The 14,978-nt window shown below is 68.3% G+C and carries 14 protein-coding genes; 7 read left to right on the plus strand and 7 right to left on the minus strand.

Going from position 1 to position 14,978, the window contains the following annotated elements; translation table 11 throughout:
• Window positions 1-499 precede the first annotated feature (499 nt).
• The 6 genes from IEX84_RS07990 to IEX84_RS08015 are packed head-to-tail and all read left to right on the plus strand — an operon-like array spanning window position 500 to window position 8,034.
• Window positions 500-910 (plus strand): hypothetical protein, encoded by a 411-nt coding sequence (locus IEX84_RS07990; protein ID WP_229732341.1) that lies wholly within the window; start codon window positions 500-502, stop codon window positions 908-910.
• Window positions 898-2,583: a hypothetical protein gene (locus tag IEX84_RS07995; RefSeq protein ID WP_188871646.1), complete on the plus strand. Its 1,686-nt coding sequence runs from the start codon at window positions 898-900 to the stop codon at window positions 2,581-2,583. Before IEX84_RS07990 ends, IEX84_RS07995 begins: the two co-directional genes overlap by 13 nt.
• A 16-nt stretch (window positions 2,584-2,599) precedes the next feature.
• On the plus strand, window positions 2,600-3,826 hold the full coding sequence (locus tag IEX84_RS08000; protein WP_188871648.1) for a hypothetical protein: 1,227 nt from the start codon (window positions 2,600-2,602) through the stop codon (window positions 3,824-3,826).
• The gene (locus IEX84_RS08005; protein WP_188871651.1) at window positions 3,823-4,833 is read left to right on the plus strand and encodes a hypothetical protein; all 1,011 of its coding nucleotides are present in this window, start codon (window positions 3,823-3,825) and stop codon (window positions 4,831-4,833) included. Before IEX84_RS08000 ends, IEX84_RS08005 begins: the two co-directional genes overlap by 4 nt.
• On the plus strand, window positions 4,830-6,893 hold the full coding sequence (locus IEX84_RS08010; RefSeq protein ID WP_229732342.1) for a VirB4 family type IV secretion system protein: 2,064 nt from the start codon (window positions 4,830-4,832) through the stop codon (window positions 6,891-6,893). The genes IEX84_RS08005 and IEX84_RS08010 overlap by 4 nt, the downstream gene beginning before the upstream one ends.
• The gene (locus tag IEX84_RS08015) at window positions 6,886-8,034 is read left to right on the plus strand and encodes a phage NrS-1 polymerase family protein (RefSeq protein ID WP_188871653.1); all 1,149 of its coding nucleotides are present in this window, start codon (window positions 6,886-6,888) and stop codon (window positions 8,032-8,034) included. The genes IEX84_RS08010 and IEX84_RS08015 overlap by 8 nt, the downstream gene beginning before the upstream one ends.
• Window positions 8,035-8,109: 75 nt before the next feature.
• On the opposite strand, the gene IEX84_RS08020 is transcribed toward IEX84_RS08015, so the two are convergent.
• From IEX84_RS08020 to IEX84_RS08030, 3 genes are all read right to left on the minus strand, one after another.
• The gene (locus tag IEX84_RS08020; RefSeq protein WP_188871655.1) at window positions 8,110-8,826 is read right to left on the minus strand and encodes a hypothetical protein; all 717 of its coding nucleotides are present in this window, start codon (window positions 8,824-8,826) and stop codon (window positions 8,110-8,112) included.
• Complete coding sequence (locus IEX84_RS08025) at window positions 8,823-9,161, minus strand: hypothetical protein (protein WP_188871658.1); 339 nt, start codon at window positions 9,159-9,161, stop codon at window positions 8,823-8,825. The genes IEX84_RS08020 and IEX84_RS08025 overlap by 4 nt, the downstream gene beginning before the upstream one ends.
• 174 nt (window positions 9,162-9,335) lie before the next feature.
• On the minus strand, window positions 9,336-9,989 hold the full coding sequence (locus IEX84_RS08030; RefSeq protein ID WP_188871660.1) for a hypothetical protein: 654 nt from the start codon (window positions 9,987-9,989) through the stop codon (window positions 9,336-9,338).
• Between the two features lie 131 nt (window positions 9,990-10,120).
• On the opposite strand from IEX84_RS08030, the gene IEX84_RS08035 reads away from it, so the two are divergent.
• Complete coding sequence (locus tag IEX84_RS08035) at window positions 10,121-12,376, plus strand: NADP-dependent malic enzyme (protein ID WP_188871662.1); 2,256 nt, start codon at window positions 10,121-10,123, stop codon at window positions 12,374-12,376.
• A gap of 238 nt (window positions 12,377-12,614) precedes the next feature.
• On the opposite strand, the gene IEX84_RS08040 is transcribed toward IEX84_RS08035, so the two are convergent.
• The 4 genes from IEX84_RS08040 to IEX84_RS08055 form a co-directional block, all read right to left on the minus strand.
• Window positions 12,615-13,520, minus strand: a complete 906-nt coding sequence (locus IEX84_RS08040; RefSeq protein ID WP_188871664.1) for a 1,4-dihydroxy-2-naphthoyl-CoA synthase — start codon at window positions 13,518-13,520, stop codon at window positions 12,615-12,617.
• Window positions 13,521-13,557: 37 nt separating this feature from the next.
• Window positions 13,558-13,962 (minus strand): hypothetical protein, encoded by a 405-nt coding sequence (locus tag IEX84_RS08045; protein ID WP_188871666.1) that lies wholly within the window; start codon window positions 13,960-13,962, stop codon window positions 13,558-13,560.
• An 88-nt stretch (window positions 13,963-14,050) separates the two neighbouring features.
• Window positions 14,051-14,482, minus strand: a complete 432-nt coding sequence (locus tag IEX84_RS08050) for an adenylyltransferase/cytidyltransferase family protein (RefSeq protein ID WP_188871668.1) — start codon at window positions 14,480-14,482, stop codon at window positions 14,051-14,053.
• Entirely contained in the window at window positions 14,479-14,973 is a 495-nt protein-coding gene (locus IEX84_RS08055; protein WP_188871670.1) for a Mov34/MPN/PAD-1 family protein, read from the minus strand. The genes IEX84_RS08050 and IEX84_RS08055 overlap by 4 nt, the downstream gene beginning before the upstream one ends.
• Between the last annotated feature and the right edge of the window lie 5 nt (window positions 14,974-14,978).

Raw genomic sequence — 14,978 nt, forward strand, 5'->3', positions numbered from 1 at the left:
TCCTATGGTAGTTATTCTTTTCCCCTGATGAGAAGTAAATACCAGCACCCACCTCACCAAAGCTCATATGAAACTTGTGACAGAATTGACACTATACTGATAGCTTCAACCGCAGTTGAATTCATCTGATACGGGTTGGATGTATAGCCTCAAACACCATACTTCCTGGACATTTACACACCTATCGCAGTTGTTTTCGTGCAGTAATTGCATGTATAGGGTCTGGAGTAGGTATCGGGAATAGCTACCCCTCCGAGGCAATCATTATATTTTGATTGTCTGGTTGAGTCCGTTTGAAAAGTGGGCAAGTCTGCGAGCAGCTGAACCAATTAACTCAACGACCAACTCGTTCCCAAACTGGCTTAACTAGACAGTTCCGGCCACGCAGATGTGTACTACTAGAAACAGTTATCTACGCCTGCCTTCCTGTAAGAACGGTTGTAGATGCCCGTAATCGGCGGACGGCGGTGCCGTTCGTCGCAGCCGGGTAGTGCTACGAATGCTCATGAACGCAGACGACGGTGCAGCTATCGCGGAACCGACGCGGGAACGGTATGGGCGGACACGGGTACTGGCGGTCGGGGTGGCGACGATGGCGCTGGGCCTCGTCGCCGTCGAGCCGGTGGCGGCGGCGGAGATCGGCGCGGCGTTCTGCCAGACGGAGATGGCGGCGACGATCAAGAACCTCTTCACGATCATCCAGTACGGCGGGCCGCTCGTCGGTGGCGTGACGGCACTCGGCGCGACGGTCGCTATTCCCACCGTCCGGCGCGCGGACCTTAAAAAGGAGCTGAAGGAGGTGCGGAATCAGGGGCTCATCTGGGGTGTGATCGTCGCGCCGCTCGGGACGGCGATCCTCCAGTTCGTGCTGAACGACGTCGTGTCGGGTGGCGTGAGTTGCGGCTTCTGAATGCGCGCTCGGGGTCACTGCTCGCGCTCTGTCTCGTCGGCCTGGCCGTGAGCACGACGCAGTCGCTCGCGCAGCCACCGACGGAACCGGAGCACGGGCTCGACGCCGAGACGTTCGGGACGCTCTGGTCGGGTGACGCGGACAGCGAGACGAACGCGAGCGACGCGGCCGCACTCGCGCACATTGTGGCGCTGACCGACGTTCCCTTCGACAGTCCGCCGAGCGCCGTCGAGCAGTGGAACCGCGGTGATCACGCCGAGTATCCGCGCACGAACTCGGAGACCGTCATCGTGCCTCACGGCGTCGGGCAAGTCGACCGGAGGAACATCAAGGACGCGTTCGTCTCGATCTTCGCCGTACAGCCCTCGACGCGCGCACTCCGGTCCGACGACGACCACCCGCTGTACGTCGGTGCACGAGGGCAGGTACTCGCCGTCGTCGATTATCGCGTCCGCGAGATGGGCTACGACATCGTTCGGGGCCACGACGTCCCGTGGCGTCTCTGTGAGGACCGCGTCGTCGCGGTTCGTCTCCTCGTCGACGGCGAGGAAGTGGATCGCGCGTATCGGACGTCACGGCCGACGCTGTCGTTCGCGGGTCTCGCTGGTGAGACCGGTACGGAACACACGCTCACGGTCGAGGCGCTCCTCCGGACGACGCTCTCGGACGACATCAGACACCCACACTGCCGGCACGCGCCGGTTTCGGCGTGGCCGGACGGCGGGTTCGCGTCGGGTGCGACCGCGGACGACGACCTCACGACCGAGTGGCTCGTCGTCCGGGATTCGGTCGTCGTCACGACCTACGACCCCGCGGTGCCGGTCTCTCGTGCGGTTCGTTCGGACGGCGAGGAGTCGATAGCGATCACCACGACGCGGCCGTGGCTCACGGCGTCACTCGGCGAGACGACCGTGCAGAGTCGGTGGCGGCTCTACACGGCGCGCGACCCGCGGTGGGATCGCCTCGACGTACTCGGCGACTCGAGCCACGCGAGTTTGGCGTCGCCCGCACAACCCCTCCAGATCTACGCCTTCCCGAGTCGGAGCACGCCGCGTCTCCCGACCGCACGTGAGGTCGGCACGACGCTGGTGGAGCCCCCAACGCTCCCCGAGCACCTCGATCTCCCGGTGGCGACCGAGCCGTATCCGCGCCACCCGACCGTCGTCGCGCACGTGAGCACGCCGAGCGACGCCGACGTCTTCGTCACGGGCCTCGTCCGTGGTTCGAACGCGACGATCGACCCGACGGAGGTCGAGGAAGTCGCGGTCCACGACACGGCATTGACGCTCGCCGTCGACGACGCGAATGCGGCGTCGGTGACGCTCACGGCGACGCTTCGGGACGCGACGACAGGCGAGCCGATACGGACCGATGATGTTGGGACGCTCTCAGTCGCGGGTCAGGACGTCGAGACGAACGCCTCGGGCGTGGCGACGGTGACGATCCCGCGGCCGCCGGGTGCTGTCACGGCGCGTTTCGACCCCGCGCCGTGGTGGACGGCCGACACCGCGTTCGCCGCGAGCAGTGACACCGTCTACGTCCGGGGGACGAAGCTCTCGCTCATGGCGACGCTCTTCGAACTCGCACTGCCCGCGGGTGCGTTCCTCTTCGCGGCGTTCGTCGTGGATCGTGCGACTGGCCTGCGCGTGTGGCCGCCGTGGCGGGGGCTCTGAATGCCCACGGTGAGCGATGAGTAGCTTTTGGGACGCGTTCGTCGACGCGGCGCTCGAACTGCTCCGCGTCTTCTTCGCCCCGGTCGGGGCGCTCGTCGAGACGTACGGGAACGCGATCGTCGGCCTCGTCGTCTCGACGCCGTACCCCGATCAGGTGTTCGGGCCGCCGACGAACGGCGCGTGGCCGAACGTCTACGACTACTACTGGGCGACGGTCGTCCCGCTCGCACTCGCCCTCTACGGGGTGATGGTCGGCCTCGTGATCTTCCTGGAGTCGACGAGCCATCTCTTCGGGAGCTATCACCGCGCGAAACTGAAGCGCCGCGCGTTCACGGGCCTGCTCGGCGTCCTCTCGTGGTGGTGGATGGCGGCGTTCTCGCTGCGCCTCCTCGACGCCCTCGCGGGGTTCATCGTGCCCGACCTCTCGGAGATCGCGCTTCTCGAATCGGCGTCGTTGGCGACGCTCGGCGTCCTCGGGCTCGTGCTCACGCAGTCGGTCGACCTCGTGTTGTTCGTGGTGCTCGTGTTGCTCTACACGATGCGGCAGGTCGGCCTCTACCTCTTCGTGTTGCTGATGCCGCTGTTGATCGTGTTCTGGATCCCGGGCGTCGGTCCGTTCGTCCTCGTCTCACGATTCATGACGCGACTCGCGGGGTTCTACGTCCCGCTGTTGTTCATGACGGTGCCGGTCGCGCTCCTCTTACGCCTCGGGGAGTTGCTCGGGACGAGCCTCGATCCGTCGCTCGACGCCATCGGCGTCTGGCTCCTCGGGCTGGTGATCCCGTTCGCCGCGGTCCTCTCGCCGCTCGTGTTGTTCTGGCAGGCGGGGGCGTTTTTCGTCCTCGTCGAGCGGATGGGGCGCTCCGTCTCCGCCGAGCGGGCGCGTGGGCGCTTCGAGCACGTGCAGAGCACTGCGGGGACCGTCGCGCACAGCGGGCGGAACTTCTCCCGCGGTGTCCGTGGGGAGCCCGCGATCACCCGGGACAACCAGCAATTGCTCGACGCGAGTCGCTCGGCGGCACATCGGGCGGGGACGCGCGTCACGAACGCCCGCACGACCCTCCAGTCGGTCTTCCGGACCGAAGAGAGTGCGAACGCGACGGAGGCGTCGGAGGCGAAGCGACCAGTATCGGATCGGAGCACGGAGTTCGACGCGTTACGCGACCGGGGTGCGCGAAACGCGCCGTCGAAGCGCGACCGGCGCGACGACGACGATGACGACACCCCACGATATATCCAATGAGCACCGGAGACACGACGAAACGAATCCCGAAATCGCTCGGGACGGAGGCACAGTTGTTCGGCACGTACACCCTGGGGGACGTCGCTATCGGGCTCCTACCCGGTGTGGTCGTCCTCCTCGTCCTGCAGGTCGTCGTCGACCCAGCGACGACCGTCGCGCGGTATCGCGTCCAGTCAGTGACGCTCCCGCTCGTGGCGTGCGCGATCGGCGTTGGCGCGCTGTTCGTCTACCTCACACCGCCGTACACGACGAGCATCGATTGGCTGACGACGTTCGCCGGCTTCCACGGTCGCGGCCGCGAACACGACTACGAGAGCGCGAAGACGCTGACGGGACTCGAAGAAGCCCATCTCGACGACGACGTGCTCGAACGGCGCGACGGCGCGCTCGTCGGGATGGTGCAGGTGACGCCGCCGTCGATGGCGTTGGCGACCGACGAGGAGTGGCGAGCGACCGCGGCGGCCTTCCAGAGCGTTCTGGATACCGTCGTCGAGTTCCCGATCCAGCTCTTCTCGACGACGCAGGAGTTCCCCACCGCGGACTACGTCGCGCATTACGAGCGCCGCCTCGACGACCCGGACGTGAAGGCGAACCCGCGCCTCGCCGCGCTCATCGAACACTACGTCGCGTGGTACACCAAGGAACTCGCGGCCCGACGGATGACGATCCGTGATCACTACGTCGTCGTCCCGATCACCCCCGAGGAGGTCCAGTTCGAACACGAGAGCCTCCTCCAGCAACTCGCCGCGATTCCCGTCGTCGGCGTCCTCCTGCGCGCGTGGTTCGCCCCACCGCTCGTCGACGAATACACGACGATGGTGGCGGCACTCGACGAACGGCTGCGTCACGTCGAGCGCGGCCTCCACGAGATCGAGGGCTGTACTGCGGCGCGCGTCCCGGCCGACGAGATGCTCTCGGTCGTGGCGTCGTTCTGGCACGGCGAACCACGGGCGGACGGGATGGCCGCACGACTCCGCACGCGGCCGCTCGTCGGAGGCCGGCGATGAGCCTCGCTCGTCGCCTCCGGGGCCTCCTCCCGCTCGGGGGGATTGACGAGACCGACGCCGCGGAGCAAGACGACACCACGGAGGGGGACGACACCGCGGCGGGAACCGACGCGACGCCGGAGGTGCGTGTCGCGTACACGCCTTCGGAGGCACCACTCTCCGACCCCGCGGAGACGCATCGCGGGCTCGTCGCGCCCGACCGCGTCGACGAGCATCCGAGCGCCGTCCGGACGGGCGCGCGCTGGCGGCGGACGCTCTGGGTCGCCGAGTATCCCGACGAACCCCTCGATGGGCTCTTCGAGACGCTCTACGCGACCGGCGACACCCGCGAGACCGACGTCGCCATCCATCTCGATCCGCGCGACACGCGACGGACGCTGAGCGACCTCGAAAACCGGATCGAGGACCTCGAAGCCGACCACGAGTACCTCGTCGAGAAGCATCGCGCGGGCGCTCGCGGCGTCCGCAAGGACCTCGAGGATTACCAGACGCTCTACGACGTCCTCCGGAACACGCCGACGCGCGCCTTCGACGTCTCGATGTATCTGAGCGCGCGTGGCGACACGCGAAACGGCGTCGATATCGAGAGCGTGAGCAAGACCGCACGCCAAGCACCCGCGAACCTCACTCCGGTCACGCCGCGGTGGTCGCAACGCGACGCGCTCGCGTCCTGTAGCCCGCTCGGTCGTGACGTGCTGAACGAGTCGCTCGACACCCGAACGCCGATGCTCGCCGGTGCCGTTGGCGCGATGTTCCCGTTCGTCGCCGGGACGTTCGCCGAGCCAGGAATCGAGTACGGGACGTACGCGCTCAACGAGAGCCCGCTCGTCCTCGATCGGTTCAGCCGCTCGACGGGGTACTGCATGATGACGATCGGGAAACTCGGCGCGGGGAAGTCCTTCTCGACGAAACTCCAGATCGTCCGCCAGGCGATGTACGACGACGAGACGATCGTCGTCATGCTCGACCCGATGGAGGGCTTCGCGGGCGTGAACGACGCCCTCGGCGGCGAGCGCATCGTCGTCGGTGGGCGACGTGGTCTCAATCCCCTGGAGTTGCAGTCGACGCCCGCGGACGTGTTGGCGAGCGTTCCCGACCTCGACCCGTGGGCCGAGCAGATCGCGTGGGTGATGAGTTTCTTCGAGACGTTCTTCGCGGGCGTCGCGGACAGCCCACTCGGCGACCGCAAACAGACCCTCCGACGTGCCGTTCAGGACGCCTACGAACGACAGGGCATCACGCGCGATCCGGCGACGCACGACCGGCCCTCACCGACGGTACGGACGGTCATCGACGTCCTCGAAGCCCTCCTCGGTGACCCGGGCACCTTCGGGTACGCGACCGACGGCGAGCAGGAGAGCGTCCGTCAGGACGCCCGCTCGCTCCTGAAGGACCTGCGTCCCTCCTTCCGCCTCGATGGGGACTTCGCGAACCTCACGAAGCCCACGGGGTTCGACCTCGATTCGCCCGTGCTCTACCTCGACCTCCATCAGGAGGAAGGCGCGCAGGGCCGCGTCGAGACGGGGTTGATGATGCAGGTGTTGTTCAACGCCGTCTACGAGCGCGCGAAAGCCACCACGAAGAAGGTCCTCTTCGTCATCGACGAGGCGCACTACCTGATGGGCGACGCGTCGTCGCTGGGCTTCCTCGAAACCGCGGTGCGCCACAGCCGCCACTACGACCTCTCCGTGCACTTCGTCACGCAGACGGGCGGGGAGTTCGCGCTCACGCCGGAGGCGAAGACGATCGCCGACCTCTGCTCGCTCGTCCAGATTCATCGGGTCTCCGAGGAGGCGGAGAAACTCGCCACGTGGTTCGGGCTGAGCGAACGCGAAGCCAACTGGGTGCGGACGGCGAAAGCCGGGAACGAGGCCGACGGCTACTCCGAAGCCTTGCTCGGTATCGACGAGGAAGGCTGGTTCCCACTGCGGGTACGCGCGAGCGCGTACGAGGCGGCGGTCGTCGACGGCCACACTCCGGACGACGCCGACGAAGACACGAGCGGACGTGTTGCGGCCGACACGGCCGAGCGCGTCCCCGTGGAGGGACGCCGTGAGTGACGCGACGATCCCCGACGCCCTCACCGCGTGTGCGCAGTGGGTCTGCTGGGCGGAACGCGAGCGCGACGGGAAGGCGACGAAGGTCCCGCTCGCTCCACACACGGGGGCGTACGCGTCGGTGCGTGAGCCGAGCACGTGGGCGTCCTTCGAGGTCGCACAGCGTGCCGCGCGGAGTGCCGCCGTCGACGGCGTAGGGTTCGTCTTCACGGACGACGACGCGTTCGTCGGCGTGGACCTCGACGACTGCCGCGACCCCGAGACCGGCCGCCCGGCGTCGTGGGCGCGCGCTATCGTCGACGACCTCGACTCCTACACGGAGGTGAGTCCCTCCGGAACCGGCTTCCACGTCTACGTCCGCGGGACGCTCCCCGATGGCGGGAATCGCTCCGGGAGCATCGAGTGCTACGCGACGGCGCGCTTCTTCACCGTCACCGGCGACTGGGTCGGGGGCACGCCGACCGACGTCCGCGAACGAACGGACGCCCTCGCGGCGATCCACGCCGAGCACGTCGCCGCGCCGCCGATGGACGAGAGCGACACGCCGTCGGGGTCCGGCCACGCCGACGACGACCTCCTGGCGAAGGCCCGGCGCGCGAAGAACGGCGAGAAGTTCGCCCGACTCTGGCGGGGCGACACGAGCGGCTACGACAGCCACTCCGAGGCCGATATGGCGCTCTGTTTCACGCTCGCGTTCTGGACGCGCCGCGACGTCGCGCAGATGGACCGGCTCTTCAGGCGCTCCGGGCTCTATCGAGCGAAGTGGGACGAGCGCCACTACGCCGACGGCCGGACGTACGGCGAGCAGACGGTCGCGCGTGCAGCGCGGGGAATATCCGACGTCTACGAGCCGTCGGCGTCCACCACCGACACGTCGGACAGTGGTGGCGTGGAACGCGACCCGGCCCGGGCGAGCGAGCACGTGACGGCGACGGGCGACACCAGACGTGCGACACTCGTCGACGTCGAGGCCTCCATCGCGGACCTCCGACGGGAAGTGGCGACGCTCACGGCCCACCACGACCACCTCTACGAGTCCCTGGAAGCGGAACGACGCCGGCACGAACGGACTCGACGCCGACTGCACGCGCTCGAACATCGCAGGGACGAAGGCAAGCGCTCGTGGCTCTCACGGTTCTTCTGACCGGAGGCCAATCCCCGCTCAACCGGCCCACCGACCGTCAGCACGGAGGCCCCTCGCACGCAGACGGCGCACGGATCACCGGCCGCGTGACGTCCGGATGAGCCGGAGTGCGTTCTGCCAGAACCCGAGGCTATACGCGGCCAATCCGAGAGCCATGACGAGCAACTCGGCTCGGAGCGTCGCCAGGTTGTACAACTCGGCACCGGTGAGTAGCGCGATCGTCCCGGCTACGAACGCCGTCGAGTACCGCGTGTCCGTCGTCACGAACTTCAGTGCGAGCCCGACTGCCGTGTAGAGTAGCACGAAGAGGGTCCAGCTCGCGATCGCGACCTCTCCGAGCGGGAGGGAGAGCGTCCCGGTGGACACCAGCGCGGTGAGCGCGCTCACGCCGAACAGGAACACGAAGAGCATAGCGAGCTTCACGGCGAGCTTCGTCGCGAGCCCGAGTCCGGGAAGCGACAGTGTCCGGTTCCGGACCGCGTACCGGAGCTTGTCGTAGACGACCGGGGCCGCGAAGCCCTCGATGTACGTGGCCGGAAGCCCGGCGAACACGATCAAGAGCAGCGGATGCGTGCGTTCGAGGTGGAGCACGCTGAGCGCGATTCCGAGGCCGGCACCGGCGCTCAGCGCGGCTTGGACGCCGCTTATCGATCGACCGACTCCCGGGCGGAGCGCGCCGACCGGGGAGTTCGGATTCCCGAGCACACTCGCCGTCAAGAGGAAGCTCCCGAGAGCGAGACAGCCCAGGCCGACCTTCGGGACGAAATCGACGGCGAGAGAGAGGAGGCTCACGACTCCGGCGCGATCCGAAGGTGGTCGACGACCTCGGAAAGGAAGCCGGACGCGAATACGAAGACGAAGGTCGCCGTCGAGACGTCCGTGAGGTCGAAGCCGAACACCTCACGCGGTATCGGAGTCGCGGTGTACACGACGTGCAGGCACCACAGGGAAAACGGTGTGAGGACGAACGCGAAGAGAGCCACCGTCGCCTGCGCCGACGGCTCTTCGAGACTCGCACCGAGCACGAGGGCGAGCGCCGAGGCCATGAACAGCCACGTTCCGAGGACGTAGTAGACCCCGAACGTGTCGAAGAGGGTTACGACAGCGTCACCGATGGCGTCGAGCATTCGGTAGGGCGTACCTGGCTAGTTCCGTTAAAACTACCGCCACCGTGGTCTTCGTCGAGCCGCGTCTGGTTGCTCGGGCGAGCGAGCGCGACGAGACGCCCGCACCGTCACGACCGACCCGGTCGGGCCGCCCGCGCGGTTTCGGGTGGGTCCGCTCCGTTCGGGCCGCCCGCGTCACCGGAACAGTTCGCGGACCATCCCCGCCCACGCGCCGGGCGCGTTCCGCCGGGAGTGCGCCAGGGCGTAGCGGAGGCTGTCCGCGGCGGCCTCGTGGACGCCGTGGCCGTGGCCGACGAGGATGCGCTCGGGTCGGAGGCCGCGGAGCGTCGAGGGCGGGGTGAGTCGGAGCATCGGGTGGACGCCGAGGCGCTCGTCGGCGCCGCGGAAGAACGGCGCGGTGCCGACGGCCTCGGGGACGACGAGCGTCTCGCCGTCGAAGAGCGCGGCCTCGTGCCAGCCGGGGACGCTCAGCGTCCGCAGGAGGCCGTAGTCGGTGCCGGGAAGCGAGCCGCTGAAGGACTCGGTGGGTGCGTCGACCTCGCGGGTGAGGAAGGACGGGCGGTAGACGGGGACGTCGTGGCGGTTCGCCACGGCGGCGGCGTCGCGCTCGTGACGGTCGAGCAGGAGGACGACGCCCGCGACGCTGCCGAATTCGGTGGCGAGGTCGTCGATGCCGGGCGCGTCGAGCGGGTCGACGAGGAAGACGCCCGCGTCGGTGTCGAGGACGTGACTGACTCGCTGCATCGCCTCGTCGGGGTGGGCGAGCCAGCTCGTCCCGCCCTCGAATCGGTTCGTCTCCTCGTAGGCGTCGTCGGCCTCGTTCGGCATACGCGCGACTTCGGCGGGCGCTCACAAGAGCGTTCGCCCGGTACTCGCGTCGTGAGGCGGACGCCGAGACCGAGGGCGAGGACGCCGACGACGGCGGCGGGTTTTTCGTGGCGTCGTCCGTGGGCCCCGACATGGGACTCGACGAAGACGCGCTCGACTACCACGAACGGGAACCACCTGGAAAGGTGGCGATTGCGACGACGAAGCCGACGAACACGCAGCGGGACCTCTCGCTCGCGTACTCGCCGGGCGTCGCCGTGCCCTGTCGGGAGATCGACGCGAACCCCGCTGACGCGTACAAGTACACGGCGAAGGGGAACCTGGTGGGTGTAGTGTCGAACGGGTCGGCGGTGCTGGGCCTCGGCGACATCGGCGCGCAGGCCTCCAAGCCCGTCATGGAGGGCAAGGGCGTGCTCTTCAAGCGCTTCGCGGACATCGACGTCTTCGACATCGAGCTCGATCAGGACGATACCGACGCGTTCGTGCAGAGCGTAGCGGCGATGGAGCCGACCTTCGGCGGCGTCAATCTGGAGGACATCAAGGCCCCCGAGTGCTTCGAAATCGAGGAGCGATTGCGCGAGGAGATGGACATCCCGGTCTTCCACGACGACCAGCACGGGACCGCCATCATCAGCGGCGCCGGCCTCCTCAACGCCCTCGACATCGTCGGCAAGGACGTCGAGGATATCGAAGTTGCGTTCTCCGGTGCGGGGGCGGCCGCGGTCTCCTGCGCGAAGTTCTACGCGTCGCTCGGCGTCCCGCGCGAGCAGATCACGATGTGCGACATCGACGGCGTCCTCTCACAGGAGCGCGCGGACGCGGGCGACCTCAGCCGGCACGCCGAGCCGTTCGCGCAGGGCGTCGAACCGGGCGACCTCGCGGACGCGATAGAGGGCGCGGACGTCCTCGTCGGGCTCTCGGTCGGCGGAATCGTCAGCCAGGAGATGATCCGCTCGATGGCGGACGAGCCAATCGTCTTCGCGATGGCGAATCCCGACCCGGAGATCGGCTACGAGGAGGCCAAAGCGGCCCGCGACGACCGGGTCATCATGGCGACCGGGCGCTCGGACTACCCGAACATGGTGAACAACGTGCTCGGGTTCCCGTTCATCTTCCGCGGCGCCCTCGACGTCCGCGCCACCGAGATCAACGAGGACATGAAGGTCGCCGCCGCGGAGGCCTTGGCCGAGCTCGCCCGCGAGGACGTCCCGGACCAGGTGGTGAAGGCCTACGGCGACCAGCCCCTGCAGTTCGGCCCCGAGTACATCCTGCCGAAGCCGCTCGACCCGCGGGTGCTCTTCGAGGTCGCGCCCGCCGTCGCCGACGCCGCCATGGCGTCCGGCGTCGCGCGCGAGTCGCTCGACCTCGCGGCGTACCGCGAGCGCTTAGAGGCACGTCTCGGCAAGAGCCGCGAGATGATGCGCGTCGTCCTCAACAAGGCCAAGAGCGACCCGAAACGCGTCGCCCTCGGCGACGGCGACCAGGAGAAGATGGTGCGTGCGGCCTACCAACTGCAGGACCAGGGTATCGCGGAGCCCGTCCTCCTCGGCGACCGGGAGACGGTCGCGGCCATCACGGACGACCTCGCGCTCGACTTCGACCCCGAGGTCGTCGACCCCGAGGCCACCGAAAACGAGGCGTACGCCGAGCGCCTCCACGAACTCCGCAAACGCAAGGGCGTGACGCGGAGCGAAGCCGCCGACCTCGTCTCCCGGGATTCGGCGTACTACGGGAGCGTGATGGTCGAGCAGGGCGACGCGGACGCCCTCCTCACCGGCCTCACCCACCACCACCCGACGGCGCTTCGCCCGCCGCTGCAGGTCGTCGGCACCGCGCCCGACGCGGAGTACGTCGCCGGCGTCTACATGCTGACGTTCAAGAACCGCGTCATCTTCTGCGCGGACGCGACCGTCAACCTCGACCCGACGGCCGAACAGCTCGCGGAGATCACCCACCACGTCGCCGAGACCGCACGGAGCTTCGACGTCGACCCCCGCGTCGCGCTCCTCTCCTACTCGGACTTCGGCAGCGTCGAGAACGAGGGCACCGCGAAACCCCGCGAAGCCGTCGAGTTGCTCCACGACGACCCGAGCGCGGACTTCCCGGTTGACGGCGAGATGCAGGCCGACACCGCCGTCGTCGCGGACATCCTCGAAGACACGTACGGCTTCGCGGAACTCGACGGCCCGGCGAACTGCCTCGTCTTCCCGAACCTTGAGGCCGGCAACATCGGCTACAAACTCCTCCAGCGCCTCGGTGGCGCCGACGCCATCGGCCCGATGCTCGCCGGGATGGACGAGCCGGTCCACGTCATCCAGCGCGGCGACGAGGTCAAGGACATCGTCAACCTCGCGGCCGTCGCCGTCGTCGACGCCCAAGAGAAGTAAGCGAGGGCAGTACGGTCGTGGCCCGGTCGTCGTCGCGGTATGCGGTCACGGCCTGGTACGCTGGGTCGCGGTTCAGTCACCGTGGGGTCGCGGGTCGACTCGGCGTCGCGGTGTACGGTCACACGGTTCGGCCGCGGCCACCGAGCCGTTCCGCGAGCGCGGCGCGCTCGCGGGCCTTTTTAGTGAAGGTTTTTGCGGTGAGAGGGCGCGCGTAGCGCGACCCGAACGGCAAAAAAGTTCAGTAGTACCAGGCGTCGTCGTCGAAGTCGGGGTCGCGGCCTTCGAGGAAGGCGTCGCGGCCCTCGGCGGCTTCGTCGGTCATGTAGCCGAGGCGGGTGGCTTCGCCGGCGAAGACCTGCTGGCCGACCATGCCGTCGTCGGTGGCGTTGAAGCCGTACTTGAGCATCCGCATCGCCATCGGGGACTTCCCGCACATCCGCTCCGCCCACTCCAGGGCCGTCTCCTCCAGTTCGTCGTGCGGGACGGCCTCGTTCGCCATCCCCATGTCGACGGCCTCCTCGGCGCTGTAGGTCTTCCCGAGGAAGAAGACTTCCCGCGCTTTCTTCTGGCCGACCTGCTTGGCGAGGTAGGCGGAGCCGAAGCCGGCGTCGAAGGAGGCGACGTCGGGGTCGGTCTGGAGGAACTTCGCGTGCTCAGCCGAGGCGAGCGTCAAATCGCAGACGACGTGGAGGGAGTGGCCGCCGCCGACGGCCCAGCCGGGGACGACGGCGACGACGGGTTTCGGCATGAAGCGGATGGCGCGCTGGACTTCGAGGATGTGGAGGCGGCCGGCTTCGGCCTCGTCGACGTCCTCGCCCTCCCCCTCCTCGCGGTACTCGTATCCCTCCTTGCCGCGGACGGACTGGTCGCCGCCGGCGCAGAAGGCCCAGCCGCCGTCCTTCGGGCTCGGGCCGTTGCCGGTGAGGATGACGCAGCCGACGTCCGACTGGCGCTTGGCGTGATCAAGCGCGGTAGCGAGCTCGTCCACCGTCCCCGGACGGAAGGCGTTGCGCACGGCGGGGCGGTCGAAGGCGATACGGAGCGCGCCGACGTCCCGCGCACGGTGGTAGGTGAGGTCGTCGAAGTCGAATTCCGATACCTCCTCCCAGCGCTCGGGGTCGAAGGTCTCCGAGACGGTGTCCATACCGTGTGGTCGGGCCGGGCCGCGCTAAAGGCTTCCCTCAGCGCCGCGGGTCGTCGCCGTCGGCCGTCGCGCTCGCGGTGTCGGGCGAGTCGGCCACGTCCCTCCCGAGAGTATCGAGGACCGGGAGGATGGTCGTGTCGGGGGCGTCCACGGGGCTGTCGGGGCCGGTGACCCATGCCGTGAGGTAGACGACGCAGGCGGCGACGACGGCGAGCGGGAGTTGGAAGGTGACGGCACCGTAGACGACCGTGACGGCCATCGTCGCGCGGACGAGCGTACGCCGGTCGGTCCCGCCGTAGTAGACGATGGCGGCGAGCGCCAGCGCCGCGAGCAGGACGCCGACGCCGAGGAGCACCTGCTGGACGATGAGCATGCTGTACACGAGTGCGAGGACGCCGACGAGCACGACGAGGCCCGCGGCGACGCGATGAGTGGAGGGCATCGTCCGGTGGTGTCGCGCCCGGGCGCAAAACCGTTATCGGTCGCGTGGACGTGGAGGGCGGCTGCTCGCGCGGCGCGTCGGTAGCCGTTCAGCCGCGCCGGTTGAGGATGCGCTCGATGATTGCGCCCGTCGAGAGCAGTTCGTCGTCGTATCGGTGCTCGCGGGCCGACGCGCGGCGGACGGCGCAGTCGAGACCGCGCTCCGTCAGTTGCGCCTCGATGGCGTCGGCGTCGTGGTGTTGGTCGTAGCCGAGCGCGATGACCGACGGCTCGATGTCCTCGATGGGCGCGAAGATGTCGTCGGGGTGGCCGACGCGCGCCTCGTCGACGGGGGCGAGCGCGGCAACCATGTCGCGGCGCTGGCGGTTCGGGAGGATCGGCTGCGCCTTGTGCGTCACGTTCTCGCGGCGGGCGACGATGACGTGGAGTTCGTCGCCCATCGCCTTCGCCTCGCGGAGGTAGTGGACGTGACCGGGGTGGAGGAGGTCGAAGGTGCCCTGCGCGACGACGCGCGCCGTCATCGACGCCCCTCCTCTTCGAGTTCGGCGTCGATGTCCGCCTGCGTGAAGTCGAAGAAGTCCTCGGGGTCGGGGAGCGAGACGTCGTAGACGTCGAGCGTCGCCGGTTCGCCCTCGCGGTCGAACGCGCGCCAGCAGTCGCGCTCGTAGGGCGCGCCGAGAATCACGTGGACGTTGCCCTTCGTGAACATCTGCCGGTCCTGGTCGCTCGGACGGAGGACGCCGTTCGGGTGCGAGTGGACCGTCCCGACCGTGTGGCTGTCGTTGGGCACGAGGTCGGATTGGAGGGTGGCCTGCACGGGGCTGGACGTCGTCTTCGGGATGAAGAGGACGTCCGTGATCAGGTCGCCCGTCCCGTCGATGTCGTACTCCGCGGCCGGCGTCCCCCGGAGCACGCCGAGGTACTCGTTCGGGTGGGAGTCCTCGGCCGCCTCGAGGGCGAAGTCGAGCGTCTCCCCGGCGATGCCGACCACCGGCCGCGAGCGGAACGCCATACGTC

The organism is Halarchaeum rubridurum, assembly GCF_014647115.1.
GTDB lineage: Archaea > Halobacteriota > Halobacteria > Halobacteriales > Halobacteriaceae > Halarchaeum > Halarchaeum rubridurum.